General features: G+C 68.1%; 12 protein-coding genes and 2 riboswitches. Of the genes, 9 read left to right on the plus strand and 3 right to left on the minus strand.

Features of this window, described 5'->3' with window-relative positions:
* The first annotated feature begins 27 nt into the window (after positions 1–27).
* From AC1DDH_RS14515 to AC1DDH_RS14525, 3 genes are all read left to right on the plus strand, one after another.
* Positions 28–1,239: a glycine C-acetyltransferase gene (locus AC1DDH_RS14515; protein ID WP_476932206.1), complete on the plus strand. Its 1,212-nt coding sequence runs from the start codon at positions 28–30 to the stop codon at positions 1,237–1,239.
* A 766-nt stretch (positions 1,240–2,005) separates the two neighbouring features.
* Positions 2,006–3,142, plus strand: coding sequence for an NAD(P)/FAD-dependent oxidoreductase (locus AC1DDH_RS14520; RefSeq protein WP_230008567.1), 1,137 nt, complete (start codon positions 2,006–2,008; stop codon positions 3,140–3,142).
* An 11-nt stretch (positions 3,143–3,153) separates the two neighbouring features.
* The gene (locus AC1DDH_RS14525; protein ID WP_476871581.1) at positions 3,154–4,386 is read left to right on the plus strand and encodes an amidohydrolase family protein; all 1,233 of its coding nucleotides are present in this window, start codon (positions 3,154–3,156) and stop codon (positions 4,384–4,386) included.
* A 47-nt stretch (positions 4,387–4,433) separates the two neighbouring features.
* On the opposite strand, the gene AC1DDH_RS14530 is transcribed toward AC1DDH_RS14525, so the two are convergent.
* Complete coding sequence (locus AC1DDH_RS14530) at positions 4,434–5,114, minus strand: histidine phosphatase family protein (RefSeq protein ID WP_028278302.1); 681 nt, start codon at positions 5,112–5,114, stop codon at positions 4,434–4,436.
* 100 nt (positions 5,115–5,214) lie between these two features.
* On the opposite strand from AC1DDH_RS14530, the gene AC1DDH_RS14535 reads away from it, so the two are divergent.
* A complete protein-coding gene (locus AC1DDH_RS14535; protein WP_476872749.1) occupies positions 5,215–5,982 on the plus strand; it encodes a CPBP family intramembrane glutamic endopeptidase in 768 nt (255 codons plus the stop codon).
* Between the two features lie 174 nt (positions 5,983–6,156).
* On the opposite strand, the gene AC1DDH_RS14540 is transcribed toward AC1DDH_RS14535, so the two are convergent.
* Complete coding sequence (locus AC1DDH_RS14540; protein ID WP_223914077.1) at positions 6,157–6,795, minus strand: VOC family protein; 639 nt, start codon at positions 6,793–6,795, stop codon at positions 6,157–6,159.
* Positions 6,796–6,964: 169 nt separating this feature from the next.
* Positions 6,965–7,080: riboswitch (SAM riboswitch) on the plus strand.
* Between the two features lie 61 nt (positions 7,081–7,141).
* Here AC1DDH_RS14540 and AC1DDH_RS14545 point away from each other — a divergent pair.
* The 3 genes from AC1DDH_RS14545 to AC1DDH_RS14555 all read left to right on the plus strand — a co-directional run bounded on the left by AC1DDH_RS14545 (position 7,142) and on the right by AC1DDH_RS14555 (position 11,457).
* Positions 7,142–8,458: a bifunctional o-acetylhomoserine/o-acetylserine sulfhydrylase gene (locus tag AC1DDH_RS14545; RefSeq protein WP_476887199.1), complete on the plus strand. Its 1,317-nt coding sequence runs from the start codon at positions 7,142–7,144 to the stop codon at positions 8,456–8,458.
* Positions 8,459–8,641: 183 nt separating this feature from the next.
* Positions 8,642–8,757, plus strand: a riboswitch (SAM riboswitch).
* 11 nt (positions 8,758–8,768) lie between these two features.
* The gene (gene metX / locus AC1DDH_RS14550) at positions 8,769–9,908 is read left to right on the plus strand and encodes a homoserine O-acetyltransferase MetX (protein WP_476872751.1); all 1,140 of its coding nucleotides are present in this window, start codon (positions 8,769–8,771) and stop codon (positions 9,906–9,908) included.
* 166 nt (positions 9,909–10,074) lie between these two features.
* Positions 10,075–11,457 (plus strand): MFS transporter, encoded by a 1,383-nt coding sequence (locus tag AC1DDH_RS14555; RefSeq protein WP_476849373.1) that lies wholly within the window; start codon positions 10,075–10,077, stop codon positions 11,455–11,457.
* A gap of 140 nt (positions 11,458–11,597) precedes the next feature.
* On the opposite strand, the gene AC1DDH_RS14560 is transcribed toward AC1DDH_RS14555, so the two are convergent.
* Positions 11,598–12,497 (minus strand): LysR family transcriptional regulator, encoded by a 900-nt coding sequence (locus AC1DDH_RS14560; RefSeq protein ID WP_223914225.1) that lies wholly within the window; start codon positions 12,495–12,497, stop codon positions 11,598–11,600.
* Between the two features lie 201 nt (positions 12,498–12,698).
* On the opposite strand from AC1DDH_RS14560, the gene mmsB reads away from it, so the two are divergent.
* Both mmsB and AC1DDH_RS14570 read left to right on the plus strand, forming a co-directional pair.
* Positions 12,699–13,601 carry a 3-hydroxyisobutyrate dehydrogenase gene (mmsB, locus tag AC1DDH_RS14565; RefSeq protein ID WP_243179644.1) on the plus strand — a complete coding sequence of 301 codons (903 nt, stop codon included), beginning with the start codon at positions 12,699–12,701 and terminating at the stop codon, positions 13,599–13,601.
* Between the two features lie 53 nt (positions 13,602–13,654).
* Complete coding sequence (locus tag AC1DDH_RS14570; RefSeq protein WP_476887200.1) at positions 13,655–15,139, plus strand: CoA-acylating methylmalonate-semialdehyde dehydrogenase; 1,485 nt, start codon at positions 13,655–13,657, stop codon at positions 15,137–15,139.
* Positions 15,140–15,244: the final 105 nt, after the last annotated feature.

The following is a 15,244-nucleotide window of genomic DNA, read 5'->3' on the forward strand; positions in this document are numbered from 1 at the left end:
GCATCCAACCAGCCGAGGAGCCAACCCATGTATTCAGCCATCAAGGACCAGCTGCAGCACGAACTCGATGAGATCCGCAGCGCCGGTCTGTTCAAGACCGAGCGGCACATCGACTCGCCGCAGGCCAACCGCATCAAGGCCGGGCAGATCGGCGAGACCGGCGCCGACGTGCTGAACTTCTGCGCCAACAACTACCTGGGCCTCGCCGACCACCCGGACATCATCGCCGCGGCGAAGACCGCAATGGACGAGCGCGGCTTCGGCATGGCCAGCGTGCGCTTCATCTGCGGCACCCAGGACCTGCACCTGGCACTGGAAAAACGTGTCTCGGCGTTCCTCGGCACCGAGGACACCATCCTGTTCTCCAGCTGCTTCGACGCCAACGGCGGCGTGTTCGAGTCCCTCTTCGGCCCGGAAGACGCCGTCATCTCGGACGCCCTGAACCACGCGTCCATCATTGACGGCATCCGGCTCTGCAAGGCCCAGCGCTTCCGCTACGCCAACCAGGACATGGCGGACCTCGAATCGAAGCTGATCGAGGCCACCACGCAGGAGAACCCGGCCCGCCGCAAGATCATCGTCACGGACGGCGTCTTCTCGATGGACGGCTTCCTGGCCCCGCTCGAAGCGATCTGCGACCTCGCCGACAAGTACGACGCCCTGGTCATGGTGGACGATTCACACGCGGTGGGCTTCATGGGAGCCACCGGTGCCGGCACGCCGGAACACGCCGGCGTCTCGGACCGCGTGGACATCTACACCGGCACGTTCGGCAAGGCCCTCGGCGGCGCCTCCGGCGGCTATGTCTCGGGCCGCGGTGAGGTGGTGGCGATGCTCCGCCAGAAGGCCCGCCCCTACCTGTTCTCCAACTCGCTGGCCCCGGCGATCGTCGCGGCCACGCTCAAGGCCCTGGACCTCGTGGAAAACTCCGGCGAACTGCGCGGCAAGCTCTTCGCCAACGCGGAGCTCTTCCGGAACCGCATGAGCGAGGAAGGCTTCGACCTGCTCCCCGGCGAGCACGCCATTGTCCCGGTTATGTTCGGCGACGCCGTCATGGCCGCCAAGGTGGCCGATGCCATGCTCCACAACGGCGTCTTCGTCACGGCGTTCAGCTACCCGGTGGTGCCCAAGGGCGCCGCCCGGATCCGCGTCCAGCTTTCGGCCGCACACAGCGCCGACGACGTCGAGGCCTGCGTCCAGGCGTTCGTGCGCAGCCGCGCGGCGGTGGCAGCAGCCTAGTCCGCCTGATCGCCGGGCCGGACCCCCCCGCTTTCAGCACGGGGTCCGGCCCCACCCTGCCGGCCTTGCCCCGGCCTTGCCCGTTCATCCCGGCTTCCTCCTCTGGCTTGTCCGCGGGACATGCCCAGCCCCGGCAGCGAGGACTGGACATAATGCCACTATGTCCAACGGCCACGACCAACGAGGGGCATGTCCCGGGCCGGTACGCCGCAACGGGGGACATGTCCAGGCGCGCGGACCATGGCAGGGCATGTCCCGGGCCTGCACGCGGCAACGGGGGACATGTCCAGCTCCGGCAGCGAGGACTGGACATAATGCCACTCTGTCCAACGGCCACGACCAACGAAGGGCATGTCCCGTGCCGGTACGCCGCAACGGGGGACATGCCCAGCCCCGGCAGCGAGGACTGGACATAATGCCACCATGTCCAACGGCCACGACCAACGAGGGGCATGTCCCGGGCCGGCCCGGGGCAACGAGGGACATGTCCGGTCGTGCGGACCATGGCAGGGCATGTCCCGGGGCGGTGTGCACAATTTATCCAAGCAGCCGGGGTTCCAAGAAGGTTGCCGCCAAACTCGGAATCGTGGAGACGGCATGTGCCGAGAACACCGTGAGCCACTGGATTTCAACGCACTGGGACCCAACAACGGCGCAGGTGATGACTGTGGGACCCGATTGACGTTGCTCGCCCGGGAGCAGGTTGCGGCAAACGCCGGATACCGGGACGTGATCACCTGACCCGACGATCTGCAAGGATGGGATCATGTCAGCTCATTACGATGTCGTAATTGTCGGCGGCGGGATCGCCGGCCTGTCCCTTGCTTCCGCCTTGGCCGGGCACTGCAGCGTGGCCCTGATCGAAGCCGAGCAGACCCTGGCGTACCACACCTCGGCCCGCTCAGCCCGGCAACTGATTCCCAGCTACGGACCGCCTGTGGTCCAGGAGCTCACCGTCCGGACGCTCGACCTCATCGCGGCCCAGGACGCCGAACGTCCGGAACCGGTGCTCACCCCGCGCAGCTTCATGCTGATCGGGGACGACGCCACCGTCCGGGCGGAGGCAAGCGGACACATGCAGCGGATCACCCACGCCGAGGCACTGGATCTGTGCCCGGCCCTGGTCCCGGATTCGTTCAGCGCCGCCGGGCTGGACACCGGGTCCTTCGCCTGCAACGCCCCCGTGCTGCTCGAGGACCACCGGCGGCTCGCCGTGGCCGGCGGCGTGGACATCATTACCGGCGCCAGGGTCCATTCCGCCCAGCGGCTGGGCACCGGCTGGGAACTGGGCGCCGGGCAGGAAGGCTTCCAGTCCGCCGTCGTGGTCAATGCCGCCGGTGCCTGGGCCGACGAGCTCGCCGTCCTCAGCGGCGTCGAGAAGCTCGGCCTGCAGCCGTACCGGCGCACCGCGGCGATCGTCGACGTCGAGAATCCCCTCCCGGAAGCCAGCCCGATGGTGGCGGCGGCCGATGACAGCTTCTACTTCCGGCCGGACAACGGCCAGGTCCTGATCTCGCCCGCCGAACACGTGCCGAGCGGACCCGAGGACGCCCGGCCCTATCCCGGCGACATCGAACGGGTCATCGCCCGGCTCAACGAGATCACGACGCTCGGGATCCGGAACGTCCGCACGGCCTGGACGGGGCTGCGCACGGAGGCGGCCGACGGCGTCCCGGTGGTGGGGTTCGACGCCGAGGCCACCGGATTCTTCTGGCTCGCCGGCCAGGGCGGGTACGGATTCCAGACCTCATCCGGCGTCGCGGAACTGGCCGCCGGGCTGATCCTCGCCGGCCAGGGCACCGCCCCGGCCCTGACCCCGGCTGTGCCCCCGTCCACCGAGGCCAGTCCGGCATCCCGGACAGCGGAGGCGCTGGCCGCGACCCGCTGGTCCATCCGGCGCTGAAGAATGGATCCATGAGTACCCTCATCACCAATATCGCCGAACTGATGACCCAGGACGCGGAACACCGCGTCCTCCGCGACGCGGCGGTGGTGATCGAGGGGGAGCGGATTTCCTGGCTAGGGCCCGCGGCCGACGCCCCGGCCGCGGACGAACGGGTGGATGCCGGTGGCCGGGCGCTCCTCCCGGGCTGGGTCGACTCGCACACGCACCTGATCTTCGCGGGGGACCGCACTGCCGAGTTCGAGGCCCGGATGGCGGGAGAAAGCTACAGCGCCGGCGGGATCGCCGTCACCACCGGCGCCACCCGGAGCACGAGCGACTTCGACCTGACCCGGCTGGCGATGGGCCGCGTCGCGGAGGCCGTGTCGCAGGGCACCACCTACCTGGAGACCAAAACCGGCTACGGCCTGGACCTCGAGAACGAGGCCCGCAGCGCCCGCATCGCCTCCACCGTGGCGGACGAGGTGACTTACCTGGGGGCGCACCTTGTGCCCGCCGGGATGGACGCGGAAGAATACACGGAGCTGGTCTGCGGGCCGATGCTCACCGCAGTCCTGCCCTACGTCCGCTGGGCCGACGTCTTTTGCGAGCAGGGCGCGTTCAACGAGGACCAGTCCCGCCGGGTGCTGCTGGCCTGCAAGGCCGCCGGGCTGGGGCTGCGCGTCCACGGCAACCAGCTCGGCGAGGGCCCCGGCGTCAGGCTGGCCGTGGAAGTCGGCGCCGCGAGCGTGGACCACGTGAACTACCTTTCGGCCGCGGATGTCGATGCCCTTGCCGGCAGCTGGTCCGGCTGGGACGCCGCCGGCGGCAGCGGCACGCCCGGATCCGGGCAGCGCGGCACGGTCGCCACGTGCCTGCCGGCCTGCGATCTCTCCACCCGGCAGCCGCTGGCCCCCGGCCGTGAACTGCTCGACGCCGGCGTGCAGCTGGCGCTGGCCTCCAACTGCAACCCCGGCACGTCCTACACCAGCTCCATGGCGTTCTGCGTCACCACCGCCGTGCTGCAGATGCGGCTCAGCGTCCACGAGGCGGTGCGCGCCGCGACCTACGGCGGCGCGCTGGCCCTGGGCCGGGAGTCCGGGAACGACGCCGACGGCGAACGCGCGGTGGGCTCGATCGCCGTCGGACACCGCGCGGACCTGCACCTGCTCAACGCGCCTTCCGCCACGCATCTGGCCTACCGGCCAGGCATCCCCCTGACGCACGCGGTGTGGCGCGCCGGTGTAGCGCAGCCGGTCCGTTAGCGGGCCGGTCCGCTGACCTGGCTGGCTCCGGCCCCGGCCGGGCCGCCCTAGAACATCATGGGCGGTGCGTCGAGGACGGTCTCGTCCACGCGCCTCTTCTCCCACTGCGTGAAGGGCTTGTCGAGCTCGTACTTGCCGTGCGAAGTGCGCAGCAGGGTGCGGACCTCGGCGTTCTCGGGGTTATTCAGGGACTCGAAATATTCCACCGACCAGTGGAACCAGCGCATGCAGAACAGCCGCATGGTCAATCCGTGCGTCACAAACAGCGCGTTCGGGGCATAGCCGGGCCGGGACCAGTGCCGGTGCAGGGTTTCCATGAAGGAAGAAATCCTGTCATACACATCGGAACCGGACTCGCCCTCGCGGAAGCGGTAGAAGAAGTGCCCGTAGGCGTTGCGGAGCTCCTTCTGGTCCTCGATGTCGCCGGCGATCTGAAAGTTGGCCCAGTCCTGTTCGCGCAGGCGCGGTTCCTCGATCACCCGCTCCACGAGCGGGCCGAGATTCAGCGCCTCGAGGGTCTGGTAGGCGCGCAGGTAAGGGGAGACGTAGACGCACACGGGGCGGCCGTCCAGCTGGCGCCGGACCTCCTCCCCGGCCGCGGTGGCCTGCTCCAGGCCCAGCGCGGTCAACGGGATCCGGTAGTCCGGAACACGGTTGTAGATCGAGGTGTCGGCATTGGCGGCAGACTGGCCGTGCCGGATCATGATGATTTTCCGGGGCGCACTCATACTCCCCTAGCATAGGGCTCCCAAAAAGCCGGGGGTGCCGGCGCGGCCGGCACCCCGCGGGCACCAGCAAACTATCGGCAAGTGCAGGCAAGATAGAACCATGTTGGTTCCCTCCCGCCGTCGGCTGCGGTTCGAAGTGTTGATTGTCCTGGGGTTGTCGCTGGGGCAGTCCGCGATCTACTCCCTGGTGCAGTTGCTGGACAAGATGACCACGGCGCCGCTGGCCCAGGGGACATCCACCCTGAACCGCTCACAGAGCGCACGCGAATACTTCGACCTCACCTACCAGTTGCTGGACATCATCTTCGCCCTGGTCCCGGTGGCCCTCGTGATCTACTTCCTCACCGAGCACTGGCCGGCCGGTGAGCGCGGAACCTCGGCGTTCCGAAGGATCGGCTTCGACTTCGCCCGGCCCGGCAAGGACCTCCTGCAGGGTCTCGGACTCGCCGCGCTCATCGGCATTCCGTCCCTGGGGCTCTACGCCGCCGGCCGGGCGCTGGGGATCACGACGGCGATCATCCCCAGTGCCCTGGACGCGTACTGGTGGACCGTGCCGGTGCTGGTCCTGTCCGCGATCCGGCACGCGGTGGTCGAGGAAGTGATTGTGGTGGCGTACCTGCTGGACCGGCTCGGGAAACTGGGCTGGAGCGTGCCGGCGGCCATCGCCGCCAGCGCCCTGCTCCGCGGCAGCTATCACCTGTACCAGGGGTTCGGGCCGTTCATCGGCAACGCGGTGATGGGCGTCGTCTTCGCGCTGTTCTACATCCGGACCAAACGGGTGATGCCGTTGGTGATCGCCCACGCCATCCTGGACACCGTGGCGTTCGTGGGGTTCAGCCTGTTCGGCAAGGCCGTGGGCCTGGGCTGAGTTCCCCGCAAAGCAAGGCGGGGTCCCTTCGGGCCCATCCGGAGCCCCCGGACGGGCGCGAAGTGGCCCCGCGTTGCTTTTAGGAGCAGGCCTTAAATGATCTCGGCCGCCGTCTCCTAGGTGACATCGTTGGCACCTAAGAGATGGCGGCCGAAGCGTGGGGCGGGTGGAGCGTTAGATCGTGACCGCTCCGGAGGCGGTCTCGAAGGTGACTGAGAGGATGCCGGGAGTACCGTGCGGCGCGATCCAGTTCACGGCGACGTCTTCCAGCGGCTTTTCAACCGGTTCGCCCAGCCACTCCGTGACGCGCTCGGCCGAACCGGCAATGGTCAGTGCGGACATCTTGACATCGCTCGCGTAGGCGTTGGACGGGTGCAACTCCGGGTCGCCCTCCCACTTGAGCATGTACGGCACCTGGGGGTCGGCGATGAGCCCCAGGATGCCGATCTGCTTCCAGACCAGTTCGCGGCCATCGGGAAACTTCCGGTTGCCGTTGACGGCGGCGCGGCCGAGCCGCTCCTCGAACGGGGCCAGGTCGTCAACCTCGACGCACCAGCCCATCCAGCCGCCGCCGGCCTCGGAGCGTGCCCGGACGGCCTGGCCGAACGGGGCCTTGTCGGAAGCCGGGTGGTTCAGGACCTCCACGACTTCCAGGTACTTGTGTCCCGCGAGCGGGATAATCATGTTGCGTGTCCCGAAACGGGGGTGCACTCCACCCTTCACGGCTTCAACGCCGAGGGCAGACGCAATACGTTCAGTGGTGGCTGCCAAGCCATCGTGTTCACAGGCGTAAGAGACGTGATCCATGCGCATGCCATCATCTTGGCACTTTGTGATGGACCTCTCAGCTTAGGCTCCCCTAACCGTCGTGGGACGTCCTGGGGCGCGGAACGCGGCGCCCCGGATGCTCCGTCACGGCGGCCGTCTTCATCTTCGTCACAAAGCTATCCAGGGCTCCGCCGCCATTCCTACACTGGAGTCAGGTTATGAGTGCCAGCGCACAGCCCCGGCTTGCTGGCCGGCAACCCTCGTATCGCGGTGGGGTGCCCCGGGTGATGACCTGGCCGTCCGGCGCCCGCCGGAGGGCAAGCGCGGCGCCTTTTCCGGTTCGGGCCGAAAGCCCCGGCCGGTGCTGTGCCCAGTGACTCGAGGAGCACCAATGTCCAACGCCTGGTCCTTTGAAACCCGCCAGATCCACGCCGGCCAGGAGCCGGACAGCGCCACCGGCGCGCGTTCCCTGCCTATCTACCAGACGACGTCGTTCGTGTTCCCCAGCGCCGAAAGCGCCGCGAACCGCTTTGCGCTCGCCGAGCTCGCGCCCATCTACACCCGGATCGGCAACCCGACCCAGGATGCCGTCGAACAGCGCGTCGCCAGCCTGGAAGGCGGTCTCGCGGCGCTGCTGCTCAGCTCCGGCCAGGCCGCCGAGACGTTCGCCATCCTCAATATCGCCGAGGCCGGGGACCATGTGGTGGCCAGCCCCAGCCTCTATGGCGGAACCTACAACCTGCTCGCGCACACGCTGAAGAAGTTCGGCATCTCCGTGACCTTCGTGGCGGACCCGGACAACCTGGACCAGTGGCGGGACGCCGTCCAGCCCAACACCAAGCTGTTCTTCGGCGAAGTGGTCTCCAACCCCCGCCAGGACGTCCTGGACATCGAGGGCGTCTCCCGGGTGGCGCACGAGGCCGGCGTGCCGCTGGTTGTCGACAACACGCTCTCCACCCCCTACCTGATCCGGCCGATCGAGTGGGGCGCGGACATCGTGGTCCATTCCGCCACCAAGTACCTCGGCGGGCACGGCGCCGCGATCGCCGGCGTGATCGTGGACTCCGGCAACTTCGACTTCGGGAAGGACCCGGAGCGGTTCCCCGGCTTCAACACCCCCGACCCCACCTACAACGGCCTGGTCTATGCCCGCGACCTCGGAGCGGGCGGCGCGCTGGGCGCGAATCTCTCCTACATCCTCAAGGCCCGGGTCCAGCTCCTGCGCGACCTCGGCTCCGCGGTGTCCCCGTTCAACGCGTTCCTCATCGCCCAGGGCATCGAAACGCTGAGCCTGCGCGTCGAGCGCCACGTGGCCAACGCCACGAAGGTGGCGCACTGGCTGGAGGGGCGGAACGACGTCGAATCGGTCGCCTACGCCGGGCTGCCGTCCAGCCCCTGGTACGAGCGCGGCCGCAAGTACGGGCCCAAGGGGACCGGCGCCGTCGTGGCGTTCAACATTGCAGGGGGAGCGGAGGCCGGCAAGCGGTTCGTCGATGCCCTCGAACTGCACTCGCACGTCGCGAACATCGGCGATGTCCGGTCGCTGGTGATCCATCCGGCGTCGACCACCCACAGCCAGCTCTCGCCCGAACAGCAGGTGATCGCCGGGGTGAACCCCGGGCTGGTGAGGCTTTCGGTGGGACTGGAGCACATTGACGACATCCTGGCGGACCTCGACGCCGGATTCCGCGCGGCCAAGTCCGCCTAGGCCGAAGCCCACGCCGAATTTCCCCACCTTTACGGGCATGACACCGGGAATCGCCGGCACTTCGGGGCGACCCGCCGGTCACGGCTGTCAAAGGTGGGGAGTCTGCGGTGCTGACGGGTCCGGCTGTCACATGGAAGTCATAATCTTCGTCATTTCCGCACCCCGTTTCGTAGACTCGTACCAGGTCATGAGTGCCAGCGACAGCCCCGGCTTGCTGGCCGGCAACCCTCCTTTTGCGGCGGGGTGCCCCGGGTGAAGACCTGGCCTGCCGGTCAGCTGACGGCGGGCAAGCGCGAAGATAGGTCCTCACATGACGATTGCCGTCACCCGCACGGGTGTTCCCGAAACCAAACCATCCCGGACCCCTGACGGGACCGTCCAGTTCGTCAGGATCGGTGATCTGCAGCTCGAATCCGGGACTCCGTTGCCGGATGTGGTGCTCGCCTACGAGACGTGGGGGACCCTGAACGCGGACGCCTCCAACGCCGTGCTCATTGAACACGCCCTGACCGGCGACACACACGTGACCCGCGGCGAGAGCGGGGAGCCCGGCTGGTGGGAACAGCTCGCCGGACCCGGGGCTCCCGTGGACACGGACAAGTATTTCGTCGTTTCGATCAACATCCTGGGCGGCTGCTACGGATCCACCGGGCCTTCCACCCCGGCCCCCGACGGGCGCCCTTGGGGATCGCGGTTCCCGCTGGTCACCCTGCGGGACACCGCCGCCGCCGAGGCGCGGCTGGCCGATGCCCTGGGCATCGGCAGCTGGTACGCGGTGCTGGGCGGCTCGCTCGGCGGCGCGCGCGCCCTTGAATGGGCCGTCACGTTTCCCGGCCGGGTCCGGCGCTGCGCCGTGATTTCCGTCGGCGCCAGCAGCACCGCCGAACAGATTGCCTTCGCGCAGGCCCAGACGCTGGCCATCCGCCAGGACCCCCACTTCAAGGGCGGGGACTACTACGGCGGCCCGGAACCCGAAGCAGGGCTCGCCCTCGCCCGGCGCATCGCGCACATCACCTACCGCTCAGCGGCCGAACTGGACGGCCGGTTTGGCCGCAACGCCCAGGAGTCCGAGACGCCCCTGGAAGCCGGATCGCTGGCCGGACGCGGGCGCTACCAGGTGGAAAGCTACCTGGACCACCAGGGCAGCAAACTGGCCCGGCGTTTCGACGCGAACAGCTACATCGCGATCACCGAAGCCCTCATGAGCCACGATGTGTGCCGGGGGCGCGGAAGCCTCGGGGAGGCACTGGCTCCGGCCACCGCCGAGTTCCTGGTGGCGGCCGTGGACTCGGACCGCCTGTATTTCCCGGCCCAGTCCCGTCAACTGGCAGAGGCCCTGCCGGGCGGCCCGGAACTGCACATCATTGAAGCGCCGATCGGCCACGACGGCTTCCTGACCGAAATCGGCCAGCTGAGCGGGCAGCTTCGGGGGACCTTCTTCGGCCACTAGGCCGGCCCGCTTGTGCATTTTTGCAGATGCGCTCTGCACTAATGGCCGTTGAGGCTCAGGGCGGGAGCGTCCATACTCATGGGGAATGACGCCATGTGCCCTACATCACGGGCGTCCTCAGTCCAATGGTCCGCAGGGTGTCGAAGGCGACACCGAAGGAGTTCACATGAGCACGGAAAACGCCGCGACAACGCGCGCAGACGAGCCGGACGTCAAAACGTCCGGACTGAAGAAGGTAGTAACGGCCTCCATGGCCGGCACGGTGGTGGAGTGGTATGAATTCTTCCTCTACGCCTCCGCCGCCACGCTGGTCTTCGGCAAGACGTTCTTCCCCAATTCGGGCACGGAACTCGACGGCATTATCGCCGCGTTCCTGACCTACGCCGTCGGATTCGTCGCCCGCCCGATCGGCGGCATCGTCTTCGGCCACTTCGGCGACAAGTTCGGCCGCAAGCAGCTGCTCCAGGTCAGCATCCTCCTGGTGGGCGTTTCCACCTTCCTGATGGGCTGCCTGCCCACCTTCGCGCAGATCGGCTACTGGGCCCCGGCGCTGCTGGTCTTCCTGCGCTTCGCCCAGGGCTTCGCCGTCGGCGGCGAATGGGGCGGCGCCGTCCTCCTCGTCGCCGAGCACAGCCCCAGCAAGTCCCGCGGGTTCTGGGCCAGCTGGCCCCAGTCCGCCGTTCCGCTCGGCAACCTGCTCGCCACCGCCGTGCTGTTCACGCTGTCCTCCGTGCTGTCCTCCGCCGACTTCCTCAGCTGGGGCTGGCGCGTCGCCTTCTGGCTCTCCGCCGTGATCGTGCTGGTCGGCTACTACATCCGCACCAAGGTCCAGGACGCCCCCATCTTCCTGGAGGCCCAAAAAGAAGTCGAGGTTGAAAACAAGGGCTACGGCGTGGCCGAAGTCTTCCGCCGCTACCCGCGCGGCGTCTTCACCGCGATGGGCCTGCGCTTCGCCGAGAACATCCTCTACTACCTCGTGGTCACGTTCTCGATCACGTACCTGAAGGTCGTCGTCCAGACGGACACCTCGCGGATCCTGCTGCTGCTGCTCGTGGCGCACTTCGTCCACTTCGCCGTGATTCCGATGGTCGGCAGGCTCTCGGACAACGTCGGCCGCAAGCCCGTCTACATGGCCGGCGCCATCCTCGGCGGCACGTGGGGCTTCTTCGCCTTCCCGATGATGGATACCAAGAACGACTTCATCATCCTCGCCGCGATCACCATCGGCCTGCTGTTCCACTCCCTGATGTACGCCGGCCAGCCGGCGCTCATGGCCGAAATGTTCCCGACCCGGATGCGCTACTCCGGTGTCTCGCTGGGCTACCAGGTCACCTCGATTGTGGCCGGTTCGCTGGCTCCGATCATCGCCGTCGCGCTCCTGAGCCAGTACAAGTCCTCGGTCCCGGTCGCCATCTACCTCCTCGGCGCCTGTGTGGTCACTTTGGTTGCGGTGTTCTTCCTGAAGGAAACCCGCGGCATTTCGCTCCGCGACGTCGACGCCGCCGACGCCCGTGGCACCGCCGACCTCCTCGCCGCCAGCAAGCGGTAATCCTCACCGGCCTCACCAGACCCGGTGGGGGCAGACTGCCCGGATCCGCGCACCGCGCGGACCCGGGCAGTCTGCGTTAACGCGGCAGGCTAACGCCGCAGGCTAACGCCACAGGCACCGGTCCGGCTGCGCTGGGCGCCTCAGGCGGACAGCACATCCTGCCGCTCCCGGATTTCGCCGCGAATCGCCTCCAGCACGGCACGGACCGGGGCCGAACGCAGCGCCTCGGGCCGGGCCACAGCCCAGATGGGCAGCTGGCGCTGGAAGTCGTCCGGCAGGACGGGCAGAAATTCCGGCCGGCCCGCCACGAGGAAATTGGGGAGCAGGCCTATCCCGGCGCCCCGCCGGACGGCCTCCAGCTGGGCGAAGACGCTTGTGGCCTGGAAGCTGGACCGCGGCACCGGCAGCTGCGTTGAACGGTGGCCCAGCTCGGCGACCTGGAGCGCCGATTCCACGTAGGAGACAAAGCCGTGTTGCCGGACGTCGTCGAGCGTTGCCGGAAGCCCGTGCTCCTGCGCATAGCCGGGACTGGCGTACAGCCTGAGGAAATAGTTGCTCAGGAAGATCGCGCGGGCGGTGGTGGTGTCCATGTTGCCCACCACCACTTCCAGGTCCACACCGGAGCGGTTTTGGCTCACCTTGCGGGTGGCGCTGAGCAGTTCGACGTTGAGCAGCGGATTCGCCCGCTGCAGCCGGACGAGGGCCGGGGCCAGGAATTCGGCGCCGAAGCCGTCCGGGGTGCTGATCCGGACCAGGCCGGAGACCACGTCGCCGGAGCGGGCAATGCTGCTGGAGAGGGCACCGAGAGTGCCCTCGATAGCTTCCGCCGCCGCGACCGCCTGGCTGCCGAGTTCGGTCAGCTCCCAGCCGTGCGGGCTGCGTTCGAGCGTCCGGCCGCCGAGCTGTTTGTCGAGGGCCAGGACGCGGCGGGAAATGGTGGTGTGGGTGGTGCCGAGCGTCTCGGCCACGGCGTTGAACCGGCCCAGGCGTGCCACGGTCAGCAGGATCAGCAGGTCGTCGGGGCTCGGTAGCCGGCGCAAGTCCACTATTGTCCCCCTCTGCAGCGAGTGTGGCGGAGCCAGAGCCATGATTGTGCATCTGTGCACATGGCATCTGTGATTTTTTACCTTGATTGCACTCTAACAGGGTGTGATGGTGGACACCGGGGCGCCGGAGTTTCGGCTTTCACGCCGGAGCGCGTCGAGGCGCCCGGCAGCACATCAAGCAAAGGAGCTTAAGCCATGGCAGTCATCGCCTGGATCGGACTCGGAAACATGGGCGGATCCATGTCCGTCAACCTCTCAAACGCCGGACACGAAGTCCGTGGCTTCGACCTCAACAGCGCAGCCGTTGCCGCCGCCGAGGCCGGGGGAGTCAAGGCCGCCGGCAGCATCGCCGAGGCCGTCGCCGGCGCCGACGTCGTCTTCACCATGCTCCCCAAAGGTGAGCACGCCCGCGCCGTGTACCTCGGCCAGGACGGCGTCCTTGCCCACGCGGACACCCGGACCCTCCTGGTGGATTCCTCCACCATTGACATCGCCTCCGCGCAGGCCCTGCACGACGCCGCCGCCGCCGCCGGCTTCCGCTTCGTCGACGCACCCGTCTCCGGCGGCATGAGCGGCGCGAAGGCCGCCACGCTGACGTTCATGATCGGCGGCGAGGCCGGCGCCGTCGCCGACGCCACCGAATACATCCGCCCCATGGCCGCGAACATCATCCCCACCGGCGGCGCCACCACCGGCCAGGCCGCGAAGATCTGCAACAACCTCATGCTCTTCATCAACCTCGCCTCCACCGCCGAGGGCGCGGTCCTGGCCGAGCGGCTCGGCTTGGACAAGCAGGTCTTCTGGGACATCGCGTCGGTCTCCTCCGGCGACAGCTGGGCGCTGCGCACCTGGTACCCCGTGGCCGGCGTCGTGCCGACCGCCGCGTCCAACAACGACTTCGCCCCGACATTCACCACCGAACTGGCCAACAAGGACATCGGCCTGGCCATCAGCGCCGCGCGGGACACCGGCACCCCGCTGGAACTCGGCGAGCACGTCCAGCAGCTTTTCCAGCGCCTCATCGACTCCGGCCAGTCCGGCCAGGACTGCTCGATGATCGTCAAGCTCGTCGACGGCACCCTCGAGTCCGCCAACTAGCCCCCCACAGCCCTGCCCCCCACGGCCCTGCCCCTCACGAAAGAGACCCACCCATGGAACGCATCCCGCACTTCATCAACGGCGCCCTGATCTCCGACGCCGAGCGCTTCGGCCCCGTGTTCAACCCGGCCACCGGCGAGCAGGAGAAAGAGGTCGCCCTGGCCTCCGCCGCCCGCGTCGAGGAGGCCATCGAGGCCGCCCGCGCCGCCCTGCCCGGCTGGCGCGCCACGAGCCTGGCCAGGCGCACCGCCATCTTCTTCAAGGTCCGTGAACTGCTCATGCAGCGCCGGCCCGAACTCGCGGCCCTGCTCACCAGCGAGCACGGCAAGGTCCTCTCGGATGCGGAAGGTGAAATCACCCGCGGCCTGGAGAACATCGAATTCGCCACCGGGCTCTCCCACATGCTCAAAGGCGAACGCTCCGAGCAGGTCTCCGGCGGCGTCGATGTCCACTCGGTCCGCCAGCCGGTCGGCGTCGTCGCCTGCATCACGCCGTTCAACTTCCCCGCCATGGTGCCGCTGTGGATGATCGGCAGCGCCCTGGCCTGCGGAAACACCGTGCTGCTCAAGCCGAGCGAGAAGGACCCGTCCTCCGCCATCTTCATCGCCCAGGTCTTCGCTGAGGCCGGGCTGCCGGCAGGGGTGCTCAACGTCGTCCACGGCGACAAGGAAGCCGTGGACGTCCTGCTGGAACACCCGGCGGTCAAGGCCATCAGCTTTGTCGGCTCGACGCCGATCGCGAAGTCCATCTACAAGCGCGCCGCTGATCACGGCAAGCGCGTCCAGGCCCTGGGCGGCGCGAAGAACCACATGGTGGTCCTGCCGGACGCGGACCTCAACATGGCCGCGGACGCCGCCGTCTCGGCCGCCTACGGCTCCGCCGGGGAGCGCTGCATGGCAGTCAGCGTCCTCGTCGCGGTCGGCAGCATCGCCGACGACCTCGTGGAGGCGATCACCACCCGCATGTCAGCCCTCACGATCGGCCCGGGCACGGACCCGGCCTCCCAGATGGGTCCGCTCATCACGGCCGAGCACCGCGACAAAGTGGCCTCCTACGTTGCCGGCGCGGCCAACGAGGGCGCCACCGTGGTGGTGGACGGCCGCGAACACGAATTCGACTCCAACGGCTTCTTCATCGGCGTCAGCCTGATCGACCACGTCAAGCCCGGAATGAAGGTCTACGACGACGAGATCTTCGGGCCCGTACTCTCCGTGGTCCGCGTCGAGACCTACGCCGACGCCGTGAAGCTGGTCAACGACAACGAGTTCGGCAACGGCGTGGCCATCTTCACCCGCGACGGCGGCGCCGCCCGCCAGTTCGAGTTCGACGTCGAGGCCGGCATGGTGGGCGTCAACGTGCCCATCCCGGTGCCGGTGGGCACCTTCTCCTTCGGCGGCTGGAAGAATTCGCTGTTCGGCGACACCCACATGTACGGCCCGGAAAGCATCCGCTTCTACACCCGCGGCAAGGTGGTCACCACCCGCTGGCCGGACCCGTCCACCTCGGTGATCGACCTCGGCTTCCCCCAGGTCGACTGACGCCGCAACCCCCAACAAAGGCAACGCGGGGTCACTTATCGCCCATCCGGCACCGGATCATGGGCCGCAAGTGACCCCGCGTTGTTTGCTGCCTCGGGATTAGAG

The sequence above is a fragment of the Arthrobacter sp. 10T425 genome (genome assembly GCF_056393985.1).